Source organism: Streptomyces sp. NPDC093065, from assembly GCF_044754585.1.
Taxonomy (GTDB): Bacteria; Actinomycetota; Actinomycetes; order Streptomycetales; family Streptomycetaceae; genus Streptomyces.
Genome location: NZ_JBIVPJ010000008.1, coordinates 240,092 through 255,695, shown reverse-complemented (window position 1 = coordinate 255,695; position 15,604 = coordinate 240,092). Strand labels below are relative to the sequence as shown.

Genomic DNA, 15,604 nt, shown 5'->3' with positions numbered 1-15,604 from the left:
AGATCATCGCCACACACCCCTGACCGCAACCGGAACACCGGTTCGACTCGTCCCCGGTGGCAACACGCTCGGAGCGTATGCGTGCCGCCCGGCCACCGCGACCGGGGCGGGCCACAGGGAGGGGACACCGTGGAGGACACGGAGCCGGGAAAGACGGAACGGGTAGCCGCCGACGGCGATCAGCCCCCGCAGGGGCCGGCCGCACCCGGCAACGAAGGCAGCCCGGCTGGTGCGGGTGGGAGGACAAAAAAGAAAGGGCGGCTCCGCCGCACCCGCCGCATCGCCCTCGCCGTCCTCCTCATCCTCCTCGTCCCCCTCCTCGCCGCGGAGACCGCCCTCCGCATCAACTACACGGGCGACCCCGCGGCCGGCACCACCACCCGCGACCGCGACGCGATCTGGCTCGGCCACGCCTGGGTCGACGGCCGCAAGAAGGACGCGGACCTCACGGCCCTGGCCCGGGAGCTGAAGACCACCGGAATCCGCGACCTGTACGTCCACACCGGCCCGATGGAACACGACGGCACGCTGCCCGAGTCCCTCTACCCCAGGGCCCGTTGGCTCATCGACGCCGTGCACCGGGAGCTGCCCGGCGTCCGCGTCCAGGCCTTCCTCGGCGACGTCCTCGCCACCGAGAGCCCCGACGGCATGCGCCTGGAGAAGGCCGCCACCCGCGCCGCCGTCGTCGACTCGGCCCGCCAGGTCCTGGACGCGGGCTACGACGGCGTGCACCTCGACCTGGAGCCGCTGCACTCGGGTGACGACGACTACCTCTCCCTCCTGGACGACGTCCGAGCCGTCACCCGCGCCCACGACGCGCAACTCTCCGTCGCCGCCCACCAGATCGACCCGCTGCCGGGCTTCCACTCCTTCTGGGGCACGGTCGCCGGACACCCCAAGTGGTGGTCCCAGGAGTACTTCGGCCGGGTCGCCCGCCGCGTCGACCAGATCGCCGTCATGTCGTACGACACGATGCAGCCCCTGGAGAGCCTGTACGGCGGCTACGTCGCCCAGCAGACCTCACTGGCCCTGGAGGTCACCCCGCCCACCACCCACCTCCTGATGGGCCTGCCCTTCTACCACGAGAACCGTTTCGGCCACTGGAACCGCGCGGAGACCGTCGCCGCCGCCGTCCGCGGCGTCCGCCTGGGCCTGTCCCGCACGGACGCCGACCGCGAGCGGTTCGGCGTCGCCGCGTACATCGACTTCGCGGCCACGGAGGAGGACTGGACGTCGTACCGGGACGGCTGGGTCGGCTAGGACCCGTCCCGAAACCGGCGTCCGATCTTCGAGCCCAGCCACACCAGCGGGTCGTACTTGCGGTCGACGGCCCGCTCCTTCAGGGGGATCAGCGCGTTGTCCGTGATCCGGATGCCCTCGGGGCAGACCTCCGTGCAGCACTTGGTGATGTTGCAGTAGCCGAGGCCGTGGTCGTCCTGGGCGGCGCGCGACCGGTCCAGGCCGGTGTCACCGGCGGCGTCCAGCGGGTGCATGTCCAGTTCGGCGACGCGCATGAGGAAGCGCGGGCCCGCGAAGGCGGGCTTGTTCTCCTCGTGGTCGCGGACCACATGGCAGGTGTCCTGGCACAGGAAGCACTCGATGCACTTGCGGAACTCCTGCGAGCGGTCCACGTCCTCCTGCATCATCCGGTACTCGCCCGGCCCGAGTTCGGCGGGCGGCACGAAGGCCGGGACCTCGCGGGCCTTGGTGTAGTTGAACCCGACGTCGGTCACCAGGTCCCGGATCACCGGGAAGGCGCGCAGCGGTGTGACGGTGACCGTCTCCTCGCGGGTGAACACGGACATCCGGGTCATGCACAGCAGCCGGGGCCGCCCGTTGATCTCCGCCGAGCACGAACCGCACTTGCCCGCCTTGCAGTTCCAGCGCACCGCGAGGTCGGGGGCCTGGGTGGCCTGGAGGCGGTGGATGATGTCGAGGACCACCTCGCCCTCGTTGACCTCGACCGCGAAGTCCTCCAGGCCGCCGCCCTCCACGTCACCGCGCCACACCTTGAACCGGGCCTCGTAGCCGCTCATTCGGACCGGCCCTCCAGTTCCCCGTCGGCGAGGTACTTCACCAGCTCCTCCTTGTCGAAGAGGGCGAGCAGGTCGGGCCGGATCGGCTCGGTGGTCTGCCGCTCCAGGGCGATCCGGCCGCGCTGCGGGTCCGTCGCCGCGAGGTCGCCGTCCGGGTCGGCCAGCGAGCAGATCAGGTTGGCCGGGCGCCAGCGCCGGTCCATCGACGGATGGTCCTCGCGGGTGTGGCCGCCGCGCGACTCGGTCCGCTCCAGCGCGGCCCGCGCCACGCACTCGCTGACCAGCAGCATGTTGCGCAGGTCCAGGGCCAGGTGCCAGCCCGGGTTGAACTGCCGGTGCCCCTCCACCCCGGCCCGGCGGGCGCGCACCCGCAGCTCCGCCAGCTTCTCCAGGGCCTGCTTCATCTCCGCCTCGCGGCGGATGATGCCGACCAGGTCGTTCATGGTCTGCTGGAGCTCCTGGTGGAGGGTGTACGGGTTCTCCGGGGGCCCGGCGTCGGGCTCCCGCGTCTCGGCGGAGAACGGCCGCAGCGCCTCCGCGGCGGCGGCGTCGACCTGCGCGTCGTCGACCCGGGCACGCGCGTCGTCCTCCGCCTGGCCCGCCGCGTACTCGGCCGCGTACCGTCCCGCCCGGCGCCCGAACACCAGCAGGTCGGACAGCGAGTTGCCGCCCAGCCGGTTGGAGCCGTGCATGCCGCCGGCCACCTCGCCGGCCGCGTACAGTCCGGGCACCCCGCGGGCGGCGGCGGTGTCGGAGTCGACGGCGACACCGCCCATGACGTAGTGGCAGGTGGGCCCGACCTCCATCGCCTCCGCCGTGATGTCCACGTCCGCCAGCTCCTTGAACTGGTGGTACATGGACGGCAGCCGGCGCCGGATCACCTCGGCGGACATCCGGGTCGACACGTCGAGGAACACCCCGCCGTGCGGCGAACCCCGGCCCTCCTTCACCTCGGCGTTGATCGCGCGGGCCACCTCGTCGCGGGGGAGCAGCTCGGGCGGACGCCGGTTGCGGTCCGGGTCGTCGTACCAGCGGTCGCCCTCCTCCTCCGACTCGGCGTACTTCTCCTTGAAGACGTCGGGGACGTAGTCGAACATGAACCGCCTGCCCTCGGAGTTCCTGAGCACCCCGCCGTCGCCGCGCACCGACTCGGTGACGAGGATGCCCTTCACCGAGGGCGGCCAGACCATGCCCGTCGGGTGGAACTGCACGAACTCCATGTTCAGCAGCGGCGCCCCGGCCAGCAGCGCCAGCGCGTGGCCGTCGCCGGTGTACTCCCACGAGTTCGACGTCACCTTGAACGACTTGCCGATGCCGCCGGTGGCGATCACCACCGAGGGCGCCCTGAGGACGAAGAAGCGGCCGGTCTCGCGCTCGTAGCCGAAGACGCCCGAGACCTTCCGGCCCTCCTTGAGCACCCGGGTGACCGTGCACTCCTGGAAGACCTTCAGCCGTGACTCGTGGTCCCCGGTCTCGCGGAAGTCCTCCTGCTGGAGCGAGACGATCTTCTGCTGGAGGGTGCGGATCAGCTCCAGACCCGTGCGGTCGCCGACATGGGCGAGACGCGGGTACTCGTGGCCGCCGAAGTTGCGCTGCGAGATCCGCCCGTCCTTCGTACGGTCGAACAGCGCGCCCCAGGTCTCCAGTTCCCACACGCGCTGCGGCGCCTCCTGGGCGTGCAGCTCGGCCATCCGCCACTGGTTGAGGAACTTGCCGCCGCGCATGGTGTCGCGGAAGTGGACCTGCCAGTCGTCGCCGGAGTTGACGTTGCCCATGGAGGCGGCGATGCCGCCCTCCGCCATCACGGTGTGCGCCTTGCCGAACAGCGACTTGCAGATCACCGCCGTACGGGCGCCGCGCTCACGGGCCTCGATCGCGGCGCGCAGCCCGGCCCCGCCCGCGCCCACCACGACGACGTCCCATTCCTGCCGGTCGACCACGGACATCAGAACAACCTCGGATCGTCGAAGACGCCGGACGCGACGAGATACACGTAGAAGTCGGCGAGCGCCACGCTCACCAGCGACGCCCAGGCGAGCTGCATGTGCCGGGCGTTGAGCCTGCCGACCAGCTGCCACGTCCGGTAGCGCACGGGGTGCCGCGAGAAGTGCTTGAGCTTGCCTCCCACGATGTGCCGGCAGGAGTGGCAGGAGAGGGTGTACGCCCAGATCAGCGCGATGTTGGCGAGGAACACCAGGGTGCCGAGCCCCATGTGGCCCCACGCGTAGTGCTCGTCGCGGAAGGCGAGCACGGTGTCGTAGCTGAGGATGCCGGCGACCAGGAGCGCCGCGTAGAAGAAGTACCGGTGGACGTTCTGCAGGATCAGCGGGAAGCGGGTCTCGCCGGTGTACTTCTTGTGCGGCTCGGCCACCGCGCAGGCCGGCGGGGACGCCCAGAAGCCCCGGTAGTAGGCCTTGCGGTAGTAGTAGCAGGTCAGGCGGAAGCCGAGCGGGAAGATCAGGATGATGATCGCGGGGGAGACGCCCCACCAGGTGCCGAACAGCTCCCAGTTGGGCCCCGAGCGCATCGGCTCGCAGTTCTCCGCCAGACAGGGCGAGTAGAAGGGCGAGACGTAGGGGGCCGCGTAGTAGTCGGCGTTCGCGAAGGCCCGCCAGGTCGAGTAGACGACGAAGGCCAGCAGGCCCGCCGCGGTGGCGGCCGGTGCCAGCCACCAGCGGTCGGTGCGCAGGTGCGGGGCGCGGATGGCGGCGCGCGTCGGGGTGTGGACGCCACCGCCCGGGGGACGGTCTTCGGTGGCTGGAGGTTCGGTACCAGTTGCCACTGGGCGACTCCGGTCGGTCGGGTCGGTTGAGGGCGCCTCGAGTCCGCGGAGCAGGCCCTAGGGGGCGCGGCGGTCGCGGGCGCCGAGCCCCTCGTCGTCCGAGTCCGTCCACAGCGAGCCGTCGTACGGCGTGTCGGGGATCGGGACGAGGTCCGGACGCCTGGGCGCGTCCGGCGCGGCGGCCGCCGCCCGCAGCAGCGCGAGGCTCTCGCGCAGGTGGTCGGCGTCGGTGCGGACCCGGCGGACCTCCAGGTCACCGCTGCCCAGCTGCTGTTCCAGCCGGGTCACCGTCCGGGACAGCTCGTCGAGGCTGCGCTGCACGGATGACAGATCGTCGTGCACGGACAAGACGTGACCTCACTTCCGTCGGACACGGCAGCGGCGGCCGAGTCTGGGAGCGACGCTCATGCGCCTGAGAGTGTCGCGCGTCACACTGGCCGCTGGGAAGGGATGTGCAGCGATTGGCCGGGGCGCGCCGGTGCGTGGCGGGTGGCGTTGAGCCGGACGGGTGAGGTTACGCACCGTCGTCGCCGTGTCTCCCAGTGTGGCCGAACCGTTTCCCCTTCAGTGGCCGCATCCCCGTCCGGATACAAATGATCAACTTGAATACCGCAAATACCGCAAACGCGGCCTTCCGGAGGTAGCAGAGATGTCCCACGTCGGCGTCGGACCGCGCGCGGTCATGCGTTCGGTCGCCTTTCTCACCGCGGGTGTCCTCGCGGTCCCCGCGCTGGCCGGCTGCACCTCCGAGGACCCGGCCGGCAAGCCGCTCGCCGAACAGGACGTCGCCGCCGCGAACCGCGCCCGGATCTCCGACGGCGGCACCCTGCGCTGGGCCGTGGACTCCGTACCGGACACGCTGAACGCCTTCCAGTCGGACGCCGACGCCACGACGACCCGCGTCGCGCAGGCCGTGCTGCCCTCGATGTACCGGACGGACGAGACGGGCAGCCCGGTGCGCAACGCCGACTACCTGGAGTCGGCCGAGGTCGTCGACACCGAGCCCAAGCAGGTCGTCGTCTACAAGCTGAACCAGCAGGCCGTCTGGAGCGACGGCCGGGAGATCGGCGCCGCGGACTTCGCCGCCCAGTGGCGCGCCCTGTCCGGCAAGGACAGCGCCTACTGGACCGCCCGCAACGCCGGCTACGACCGCATCGAGAAGATCGAACGCGGCGCGAACGACCTGGAGGTCAAGGTCACCTTCAGCCGGCCCTACGCCGACTGGAAGGCCCTGTTCTCGCCGCTGTACCCGAAGGACGTCACGGGCACCCCGGACGCCTTCAACGACGGCGCGCGCCGCTCGCTCAAGGTCACCGCCGGGCCCTTCACGGTCAAGAAGGTCGACACCAAGAGCGACCAGGTCGTCCTCACCGGCAACCCGCGCTGGTGGGGCGAGCCGGCGAAGCTGGACGAGATCGTGCTGCGCGCCGTGCCCCGCGACAAGCGGGTCTCCGAGCTCGTCGCCGGCAAGCTCGACCTCGCGGAGATCGACCCGGAGACCGCCGACGAGGTCACCCTGGCCGCGGCGCCGGAGGACCCGGCCACCGGCACCCCGCTCATGGGGCCGCAGGGCTCCCCGGCCGCGGGCCCGCAGGGCAGGTCCGCCGCCGAGGCGCTGCGCTCCTGGGCCGTCGCCAACGGCTCCGACGAGGAGGCCGCCGAGGAGGAGACCACCGCCCGCGAGGAGCGCCGCGAGACGGAGGCGAAGGCCCAGCGCCGGCAGAAGGCGCTGAGCGGCTTCGAGGTCCGCAAGTCGCTGGAGCCCGCCTACACCCAGCTCGCCCTCAACGGCTCCGACGGCCCCCTCGCCGACGAGCGCGTCCGCAGGGCCGTGGCCCGCGCCCTGGACCGCCGGAAGCTGGCCGAGGCGGTGCTGAAGCCGCTCGGCCTGCCCGCCGAGCCCGTGGGCAGCCACCTCGCCCTGTCCGGCCAGCCCGCCTACGCCGACGGCAGCGGCGCGCTGGGGCAGCAGAACGCCAAGGAGGCCCGGGCCCTGCTCGCGGACGCCGGGTGGGTGCCCGGCGGCCCGGTGAAGAAGACCGACGAGGGGGAGAAGGCGGCCGGCGCCGAGAAGGACAAGAAGGCCGAGAAGGACGACGACAAGAAGGACGAGAAGAAGTCCGAGGGCGACGACGGCACCTACATCGTCGGCGAGGACGACAAGAGCGGGGACGACAGGCGCGGGGACGGCAAGAACGACGACGGCGGCGACGCCAAGGACGGCGTCGACCGGGAGAGTGGCGAGAAGCACAGCAGCGGCAAGAACACCGCCCAGGGCGGCGCTCCCGGCGCATACGCCCCGAAGGGCACCGCGGCCCCGGCCGGCTCGGCGGCGGCCCCGCTCGCCAAGGACGGCAAGGCGCTCACCCTGCGCTTCGTGCTTCCCTCGGGCCCCGGCTCCGAGACCCTGCGCACCGTGGCCGACCGCGTCACGGACATGCTGAAGGAGATCGGCATCGGCACCGAGATCACCAAGGTGCCGGACGAGAGCTACTTCAAGGACCACATCGCCGCCGGCGAGTACGACCTGGCGCTCTACTCCTGGCCCGCCTCCGCCTTCCCGGCCACCGACGCCCGCCCCATCTACGCCAAGCCGGTCCCGGCCGCCGACGGCTCGCTGAACGTCGCCCAGAACTACACCCGGGTCGGCACCGACCAGGTCGACCAGCTCTTCGACCGGGCCATGGCCACCCTGGACCGGAAGGAGGCCCGTGACCTGCTGCGCAAGGCCGACTCGCGGATCTGGGCGGCGGCCGGCTCCATCCCGCTCTACCAGCGCCCCCAGCTGACGGCGGCCCGCAAGAACCTCGCCAACGCGGGAGCCTTCGGTTTCGAGACGCCGGTCTACGAGGACATGGGCTTCCTCGAGAAGGGCGCCCAGGGCTCCCGGCCCTCCGCCCCCGCCTCGCCCTCTCCGTCGTCCTGAAGCCGTCCCGAACCCTCCCGGCAAGCCGCAGTCTCCGGAGCCCCGTACCATTGGGTGAGGCCGTGGCATGTACCGCCCGGCAGGCCCGCGTGACACGGACGTCCGCGACGGCCGTCCTCACACCCTCCGGGAGTACGCCTCATATGACCGCGTCCACAACGCGTCACGACATCCGCAACGTCGCCATCGTTGCCCACGTCGACCACGGCAAGACCACGATCGTCGACGGAATGCTCAAGCAGGCCGGTGCCTTCGCCGCGCACCAGCTCGAAGGCGTCGACGACCGCATGATGGACTCGAACGACCTGGAGCGTGAGAAGGGCATCACGATCCTCGCCAAGAACACGGCGGTGAAGTACCACCCGAAGGATGGCGGCGACGTCATCACCATCAACATCATCGACACCCCCGGCCACGCCGACTTCGGCGGCGAGGTCGAGCGTGGTCTGTCGATGGTCGACGGCGTGGTGCTGCTCGTGGACGCCTCCGAGGGCCCGCTGCCGCAGACCCGGTTCGTGCTGCGCAAGGCGCTCAGCCAGCGGCTGCCGATCATCCTCTGCATCAACAAGACGGACCGCCCGGACGCCCGGATCGACGAGGTCGTCAACGAGACCTACGACCTCTTCCTCGACCTGGACGCCGACGAGGAGCAGATCGAGTTCCCGATCGTCTACGCCTGCGGCCGGGACGGCGTCGCCTCCCTCACCAAGCCCGACGACGGCACGGTCCCGAGCGACTCCACCAGCCTGGAGCCGTTCTTCTCGACGATCCTGGACCACATCCCGGCGCCCACCTACGACGAGGACGCCCCGCTCCAGGCGCACGTCACCAACCTGGACGCCGACAACTTCCTCGGCCGCATCGCGCTGCTGCGCGTGCACCAGGGCGAGCTGAAGAAGGGCCAGACCGTCGCCTGGATGAAGCGCGACGGCTCCGTGCAGAGCGTGCGGATCTCCGAGCTGATGATGACCGAGGCGCTCACCCGCAAGCCCGCCGAGAAGGCCGGCCCCGGTGACATCTGCGCGGTCGCCGGCATCCCGGACATCATGATCGGCGAGACCCTGGCCGACGTGGAGAACCCGGTCCCGCTGCCGCTGATCACGGTGGACGAGCCCGCGATCTCCATGACCATCGGCACCAACACCTCCCCGCTGGTCGGCCGCGGCGCCACCGGCAAGGGCGCCGACAACAAGGCGGTCGTCAAGGACCGCAAGGTCACCGCCCGCCAGGTCAAGGACCGCCTGGACCGCGAGCTGATCGGCAACGTCTCGCTCCGCGTCCTGGACACCGAGCGCCCGGACGCCTGGGAGGTGCAGGGCCGCGGCGAGCTGGCGCTGGCCATCCTGGTCGAGCAGATGCGCCGCGAGGGCTTCGAGCTGACGATCGGCAAGCCGCAGGTCGTCACCAAGGAGGTCGAGGGCAAGACGTACGAGCCCGTCGAGCGCATGACGATCGACGTGCCCGAGGAGCACATGGGCGCGGTCACGCAGCTCATGGGCGTGCGCAAGGGCCGGATGGACAACATGTCCAACCACGGCTCGGGCTGGGTCCGCATGGAGTTCGTGGTCCCCTCCCGCGGCCTGATCGGATTCCGGACGGAGTTCCTCACCCAGACCCGCGGCACCGGCATCGCCCACTCCATCCACGAGGGCCACGAGCCCTGGTTCGGCACCCTGACGACCCGTAACAACGGCTCGCTGGTCGCCGACCGCTCCGGCGCCGTCACCGCGTTCGCGATGACGAACCTCCAGGAGCGCGGCGTGCTCTTCACGGACCCCGGCACCGAGGTGTACGAGGGCATGATCGTCGGCGAGAACTCCCGCGCCGACGACATGGACGTGAACATCACCAAGGAGAAGAAGCTCACCAACATGCGGTCGTCCTCGGCCGACTCGTTCGAGGCGATCGTGCCGCCGCGCAAGCTCTCGCTGGAGCAGTCGCTGGAGTTCTGCCGGGACGACGAGTGCGTCGAGGTGACCCCGGAGGCCGTTCGCATCCGCAAGGTGAACCTGGACGCCCGCGAGCGCGCCCGCGCCGCGAGCCGCGCCAAGCACGGCTGACCCGCCTGCCGCCCAGGCGGCACACAGCGGAGCCCGGGTGCCCCCATCATGGGGGCGCCCGGGCTTTTTTCAACCGGTTTTCCGAGTGCCGGACGCCCCTTCGCGACCCTCCGGGCACCCCCTTGTGTCCGAAACGCGGAGATCGCCGCCCGATAGCCATGTAACACGTCCGTTTCGCGGTCTTCTCGTCCCGAACGGTTTGTCCAGATTTTGGAAGATCTACCCCGCAGCTGTGACTGAATTGAGATTTAAAGACGGTGGTCGGTTCTTCTGCTCATGGCAGATAGTTAGCCGCGTAACGCTCGGGTCAATGGGTCAAGCGCTGTGGGGACAGTGCCCGACTCACGAGCACCAGGGGGTGACTGAGCTTCCGTCAGGGGTGTCGGAAGCCAGACGCATGCCCCCTCCTGTCGGTGAACACGTGGAGTCATGAGGAGGAGTCCCATGCGAGGTGTCACGAACACCGGGTGGGTCACACGGTCCGTCGCTTCCGGCTGCGCCCGGATGGACGGCGATCGATTCTGAGGAGCGGGCCGGCCGCTGAAGTCCGGTCTTCCGGCTACGCGCGTCCGGCTGCGGGTTTCCCGCGTTCCCCGGGATGTCCAGACGCTTCTTCGTGATCCGTTCCGCGATCGCGCACACCCTGCGCCGATCGCCGGTCCGGCACACCCACACCTGTGAAATGGGCGAATTGTGACAAGTCCAATCGACATCGAGGGCAGCGGAACGTCGGCCGTCGCCGACGACGCTCCGGAGCCCGTCAAAGCCGTCGAGGCGAAGACCCACGAAGGCCGGTCTCCCGGGCAGCTGATGTGGCTGCGCTTCAAACGCGACCGGACCGGTGTCGTCTCCGCGTGCATCGTGATCCTGTACTTCCTCGTCGCCGCGCTGGCACCGCTCATCGCGAAGGCCTACGGGAAGAACCCCTACACGCTGTACGCCCAGGAGCCCGACTTCCCCTTCCTGCTGGACGACTTCGCCATGCCCACCGGCTCCTTCGGCGGCATGTCCGGCGACTTCTGGTTCGGCGTCGAACCCAAGCTCGGACGCGACGTATTCACGATGCTGCTGTACGGCATCCGGACCTCCCTCTACATGGCCGTGCTCGTCACGACGCTGTGCGTCCTCACCGGCGTGCTCATCGGCATGGTCAGCGGCTTCTTCGGCGGCCGCGTCGACTACTGGCTGGGCCGGGTCACCGACTTCTTCCTGGCCTTCCCGCAACAGCTGTTCTTCATCGCCTTCATGCCCGTCGTGACCGCGATGTTCGTCTCCCCCCAGGACGAGACCCCCACGTACCTCAGAGCCGTGGCCATCACCCTGGTGATGTGGTTCCTCGGCTGGATGGGACTGGCCCGTCTGGTGCGCGGCTCGGTACTGACGCTGCGCGAGCGCGAGTTCGTGGAGGCGGCGAAGGTGTCCGGTGCCTCTCCCTGGCGCATCGTGCGCAAGGAGATCCTGCCGAACATCGTCACGCCGATCCTCGTGCAGGCCACCTACATCCTTCCGAGCACGATCCTGTCCATCGCCTTCCTGTCGTACATCGGCGTCGGCTTCGTCGAACCGACCCCGGACTGGGGCCGCATGTTCGCCATCGGCGCCGACGTCTACGAGCAGGACCCGATGTTCATGTTCTTCCCGGGGGTGGCTCTGGTCGTCTTCGTTCTCTCCTTCAACCTTCTCGGAGATTCCGTCCGGGACGCATTCGACCCCAAGACCGGACGGTAAACGTCCATTGGTGGGTGGGGGAGCTGTCACCCCCGTGCCGGGCTTCCGGACCGTCAGGCAGCACTCGTGGACAACTATCTACAGGCAGGTGGATCGGCATCATGAAGCCCATCAGAACCCGCACCACGCGCACCACGCGCGCCATAGCCGTGGCCATCGTGGCCGGCGCGCTGGTGCTGACCGGCTGCTCCGGCGACAACGACGGGGGCGGCGGCAAGGGCAAGAGCGACGCCAAGAACCAGAAGGACGCCGCCAAGCAGCAGGACCCGGTGGCCTACGGCGACTCCGCGGCGTCCAACGGTCCGGCCGAGGAAGTCCCCGGGGCGAAGCCCGGCGGGTTCATCAACGTCTACATGCAGTCGGACCTGACCCACATGGACCCGGGCCAGATCTACGTCAGCGACGCCGGCCAGTTCGCCAACCTGATCCACCGCGGTCTGACGAACTTCCAGGAGGACGACGAGGGCAATCTGACCGTCGTCGGCGACATCGCCACCGACTCGGGTCAGTCCTCCGAGGACGGCAAGACCTGGACGTACAAGCTCAAGGACGGCATCAAGGACGACCAGGGCAACCCGATCACGGCGAAGGACGTCCGCCACACCATCGAGCGCCTGTACTCCAAGGTCATCTTCGACGGGCCGACCTTCGTGCAGTCCTGGCTCTCGGGCAACGACTACCGCAAGGCGCTGCCCGACGGCCCGTACAAGGGCAAGCACCTGCCGGACTCGGTGCTGGAGACGCCGGACGACAAGACGGTCGTCTTCCACTTCTCGCAGCCCCGCCCGGACCTCCCGCAGGCCCTCGCGATGGCCGGCTACGCCGTCGTGCCCGAGAAGCGGGACACCAAGGAGAAGTACGACACCGCCCCCGCGTCCCTCGGTCCCTACAAGATCGCCGAGTACAAGCCCGGCAAGTCCATGAAGCTGGTCAAGAACGACCAGTGGGACGCCAAGACGGACTCGGTGCGTCACCAGTACGTCGACGGCTACAACTTCACCAGCACCATCGACCAGGCCAGCCAGACCAAGCGTCTGATCGCCGACCAGGGCGAGGCCAAGAACGCCATCCAGTTCACGGACCCGGTCGACCCGTCCCAGATGTCGACCGTCATCGGCGACCCGGCGGCGAAGAAGCGGACCATCCAGGGCTACCAGATCTACGTCTGGCAGCTGACCTTCAACCTCGACCGCATCAAGGACAAGAAGGTCCGCGACGCGATCACCTACGCGCTCCCCAACCAGTCCATGGTCCAGGCGGACGGCGGACGCTACGGCGGAGAGGTCGCCGGTGGTCTCCTCGGACCGACCCTGCCCAACTTCGACCCGAAGTACGACCCGTTCGGCAAGCTGAAGAAGCCCAACGGAGACCCGGAGAAGGCCAAGGCGCTGCTGAAGGAGGCGGGAGTCAAGGAGGGCACGAAGCTCACCTACGCCTACTCCAACACCCCGCGCGGCCAGGCCCAGATGGTCATCATCAAGGACGCTCTGGCGAAGATCGGCTTCGACGTCCAGGCCAAGGAGATCGACCGGGCCAGCTTCTACGAGCAGGTCGGCAAGCTGAAGAACCCGTACGACCTCTACATGACCGGCTGGGGCCAGGACTGGCCGTCCGCCTCCACGGTCATCACCCCGGTCTACGACGGTGAACTGGTCGCCGACGGCGGGTCCAACTACTCGCACATCAACGACAAGCAGGTCAACGAGCTGATCAAGAAGGCTCTGAGGCAGGAGCCGGAGGAGGCCGCCGCGACCTGGAAGCAGGCCCACGAGCGCATCGTGGAGGAGATCAACCCGGCCGCCCCGGTCTACTACTCGAAGCAGATGCAGCTCTACGGCTCGAACATCGGTGGCGCGCGGTACAGCACCGAGTCGAACTACATCGACATCAACGACCTGTACCTGAAGCAGCCGTAGCCCTCCGGCCCGGCTGACCGTGGGGGTGCGCGCCAGGCGGAGCGCACCCCCACCGACGCCCTCCCCTTCCTGCCGCCGCGTTCCCGAAGAGAGCATCCACCTGCCATGCTTCAGTTCCTCGTTCGCAGGTTGATCGGCGCCTTCGTGATCATCTTCCTGATCGGCGCCTTCACCTTCTTCCTGTTCTACACGATCCCCCAGGACTTCGCCGAGCTGTCCTGCGGCAAGAACTGCACCCCCGAGAACATCGCGGTGATCCGTGAGAACCTCGGCCTGGACAAACCCATCACCGCCCAGTTCTGGGAGTTCATGTCGGGCATCGTGACCGGTCGTGACTTCGCCCAGGGGCACTGCTCCGCACCGTGCCTGGGCATGTCCTTCGACAGCGGCCAGTTCGTCTGGGACTCGATCATGGACCGGTTCCCGCTGACGCTCTCGCTGACGATCGGAGGCCTGGTCATCTTCCTGATCCTGGGCCTCGGCTCGGGTCTGCTCGCCGCCTGGAAGCGCGGCACCGCCGCGGACAAGGTCGTCAGCGGTGCCTCCATCGTCCTCAGCTCGTTCCAGATCTACTTCCTCGGCCCGATCGTCCTCGGTGTCCTCGTGTACCAGTCCGGGATCATGGACAACCCGAGGTACGAGCCGTTCACCGAGAACCCGTTCGCCTGGATGGCCGGGCTGCTCATCCCCTGGGCGGTGATGGCCACCATCTTCACCGCGCAGTACACCCGTATGGCGCGCTCGACCATGATCGAGCAGCTCCAGGAGGAGCACGTCCGCACCGCACGGGCCAAGGGCATGAGGCAGCGCTACGTCTTCTTCCGCTACGCCTGGCGCGGTTCGCTCATCCCGATCGTCACCATTCTCGGCATGGACCTCAGCGCGCTGCTGTCCGGGGCGGTCGTCACGGAGTTCACCTTCGACCTGGCCGGCATCGGCCGTCTCGCGGTCGACTCGTCGCTGACCAAGGACCTGCCGGTGACGATGGGGGTCATGCTGTTCGGGGCCTTCTTCATCCTCCTCCTGAACATCGTCGTGGACCTCGCCTACGCATACATCGACCCGCGCGTGCGGCTCAGCTAGGAGAACACCGTGAGTACTCTGACCAAGACCGAAGGCGAGACGGCCCCGAACGGGCCGGAGTCCTTCCTCTCGGTCCGCGACCTCCGGGTGCGGTTCTCCACCGAGGACGGCATCGTCAAGGCGGTCGACGGCCTGTCCTTCGACGTCGAGCGCGGACGGACCCTGGGCATCGTGGGGGAGTCGGGCTCGGGCAAGTCCGTCACCAACCTCACCGTGCTCGGCCTGCACAACCCCAAGACGACCACGGTCGACGGCGAGATCGTCCTCGACGGCAAGGAACTGGTCACGGCGACCGAGAAGGAGCTGGAGCGGCTCCGCGGCAACAAGGTCGCCATGATCTTCCAGGACCCGCTGACCGCGCTGTCGCCGTACTACACGGTGGGCCGGCAGATCGCCGAGCCGTACATGAAGCACACCGGCGCCTCGAAGAGGGAAGCGCGGGCACGGGCGATCGAGATGCTGACCAAGGTCGGCATCCCGCAGCCGAAGTCCCGCGTGGACGACTACCCGCACCAGTTCTCCGGCGGTATGCGCCAGCGCGCGATGATCGCCATGGCCCTGGTCTGCGACCCCGACCTCCTGATCGCCGACGAGCCGACCACCGCCCTGGACGTGACCGTCCAGGCACAGATCCTGGACCTGCTCAAGGACCTCCAGCAGGAGTTCGGCTCGGCCATCGTCTTCATCACCCACGACCTCGGCGTCATCTCGGACATGGCCGACGACCTGCTCGTGATGTACGCGGGACGGGCCGTGGAGCGGGGCAGCGCCGCCGAGGTGCTGCGCGGCCCGCGACACCCCTACACCTGGGGCCTGCTCAGCTCGATGCCACGCCTCGGCGGCAGCCTCGACCAGCCGCTCAGCCCGATCCCGGGGTCGCCGCCCAGCATGCTCAACCCGCCCTCCGGCTGCCCCTTCCACCCGCGCTGTGCGTTCACGGACGAGGTGGGCGGCGACCGGTGCGCCACCGAGCGCCCGCCGCTCGGCGAGGGGCGCGCCGCAGCCTGCCATCTGACGGCGGGGCAGAAGCAGACCCTCTTCATCGACAAGATCCAGCCCCGGCTGCGCTAGGG

11 protein-coding genes are annotated in these 15,604 nt (G+C 69.2%); 7 read left to right on the top strand and 4 right to left on the bottom strand.

Translation table 11 applies throughout. The features are described from left to right. Nucleotides 1-129: 129 nt before the first annotated feature. Nucleotides 130-1,260, top strand: coding sequence for a glycoside hydrolase family 18 protein (locus ACIQFU_RS17055; protein ID WP_402552243.1), 1,131 nt, complete (start codon nucleotides 130-132; stop codon nucleotides 1,258-1,260). Here ACIQFU_RS17055 and ACIQFU_RS17050 read toward each other — a convergent pair. The 4 genes from ACIQFU_RS17050 to ACIQFU_RS17035 are packed head-to-tail and all read right to left on the bottom strand — an operon-like array spanning nucleotide 1,257 to nucleotide 5,166. Then, nucleotides 1,257-2,036 (bottom strand): succinate dehydrogenase/fumarate reductase iron-sulfur subunit, encoded by a 780-nt coding sequence (locus ACIQFU_RS17050; RefSeq protein WP_402552241.1) that lies wholly within the window; start codon nucleotides 2,034-2,036, stop codon nucleotides 1,257-1,259. The genes ACIQFU_RS17055 and ACIQFU_RS17050 overlap by 4 nt on opposite strands. Next, a complete protein-coding gene (locus ACIQFU_RS17045) occupies nucleotides 2,033-3,982 on the bottom strand; it encodes a fumarate reductase/succinate dehydrogenase flavoprotein subunit (protein ID WP_402552240.1) in 1,950 nt (649 codons plus the stop codon). Before ACIQFU_RS17045 ends, ACIQFU_RS17050 begins: the two co-directional genes overlap by 4 nt. After that, complete coding sequence (locus ACIQFU_RS17040) at nucleotides 3,982-4,818, bottom strand: hypothetical protein (RefSeq protein WP_402552238.1); 837 nt, start codon at nucleotides 4,816-4,818, stop codon at nucleotides 3,982-3,984. Before ACIQFU_RS17040 ends, ACIQFU_RS17045 begins: the two co-directional genes overlap by 1 nt. A 57-nt stretch (nucleotides 4,819-4,875) precedes the next feature. Further along, nucleotides 4,876-5,166: a hypothetical protein gene (locus ACIQFU_RS17035; RefSeq protein WP_007444465.1), complete on the bottom strand. Its 291-nt coding sequence runs from the start codon at nucleotides 5,164-5,166 to the stop codon at nucleotides 4,876-4,878. A gap of 301 nt (nucleotides 5,167-5,467) precedes the next feature. On the opposite strand from ACIQFU_RS17035, the gene ACIQFU_RS17030 reads away from it, so the two are divergent. The 6 genes from ACIQFU_RS17030 (at nucleotide 5,468) to ACIQFU_RS17005 (ending at nucleotide 15,602) form a co-directional block, all read left to right on the top strand. Next, entirely contained in the window at nucleotides 5,468-7,744 is a 2,277-nt protein-coding gene (locus tag ACIQFU_RS17030; RefSeq protein WP_402552236.1) for an ABC transporter family substrate-binding protein, read from the top strand. 143 nt (nucleotides 7,745-7,887) lie between these two features. Then, a complete protein-coding gene (gene typA / locus ACIQFU_RS17025) occupies nucleotides 7,888-9,804 on the top strand; it encodes a translational GTPase TypA (RefSeq protein ID WP_402552234.1) in 1,917 nt (638 codons plus the stop codon). A gap of 693 nt (nucleotides 9,805-10,497) precedes the next feature. Next, the gene (locus tag ACIQFU_RS17020) at nucleotides 10,498-11,532 is read left to right on the top strand and encodes an ABC transporter permease (protein ID WP_402552232.1); all 1,035 of its coding nucleotides are present in this window, start codon (nucleotides 10,498-10,500) and stop codon (nucleotides 11,530-11,532) included. Nucleotides 11,533-11,633: 101 nt separating this feature from the next. Beyond that, nucleotides 11,634-13,448, top strand: a complete 1,815-nt coding sequence (locus ACIQFU_RS17015) for an ABC transporter substrate-binding protein (protein WP_402552230.1) — start codon at nucleotides 11,634-11,636, stop codon at nucleotides 13,446-13,448. 105 nt (nucleotides 13,449-13,553) lie between these two features. After that, nucleotides 13,554-14,531, top strand: a complete 978-nt coding sequence (locus tag ACIQFU_RS17010; protein ID WP_402552228.1) for an ABC transporter permease — start codon at nucleotides 13,554-13,556, stop codon at nucleotides 14,529-14,531. A gap of 9 nt (nucleotides 14,532-14,540) precedes the next feature. Next, nucleotides 14,541-15,602 carry an ABC transporter ATP-binding protein gene (locus tag ACIQFU_RS17005; protein WP_402552226.1) on the top strand — a complete coding sequence of 354 codons (1,062 nt, stop codon included), beginning with the start codon at nucleotides 14,541-14,543 and terminating at the stop codon, nucleotides 15,600-15,602. The last annotated feature ends 2 nt before the right edge of the window (nucleotides 15,603-15,604 follow it).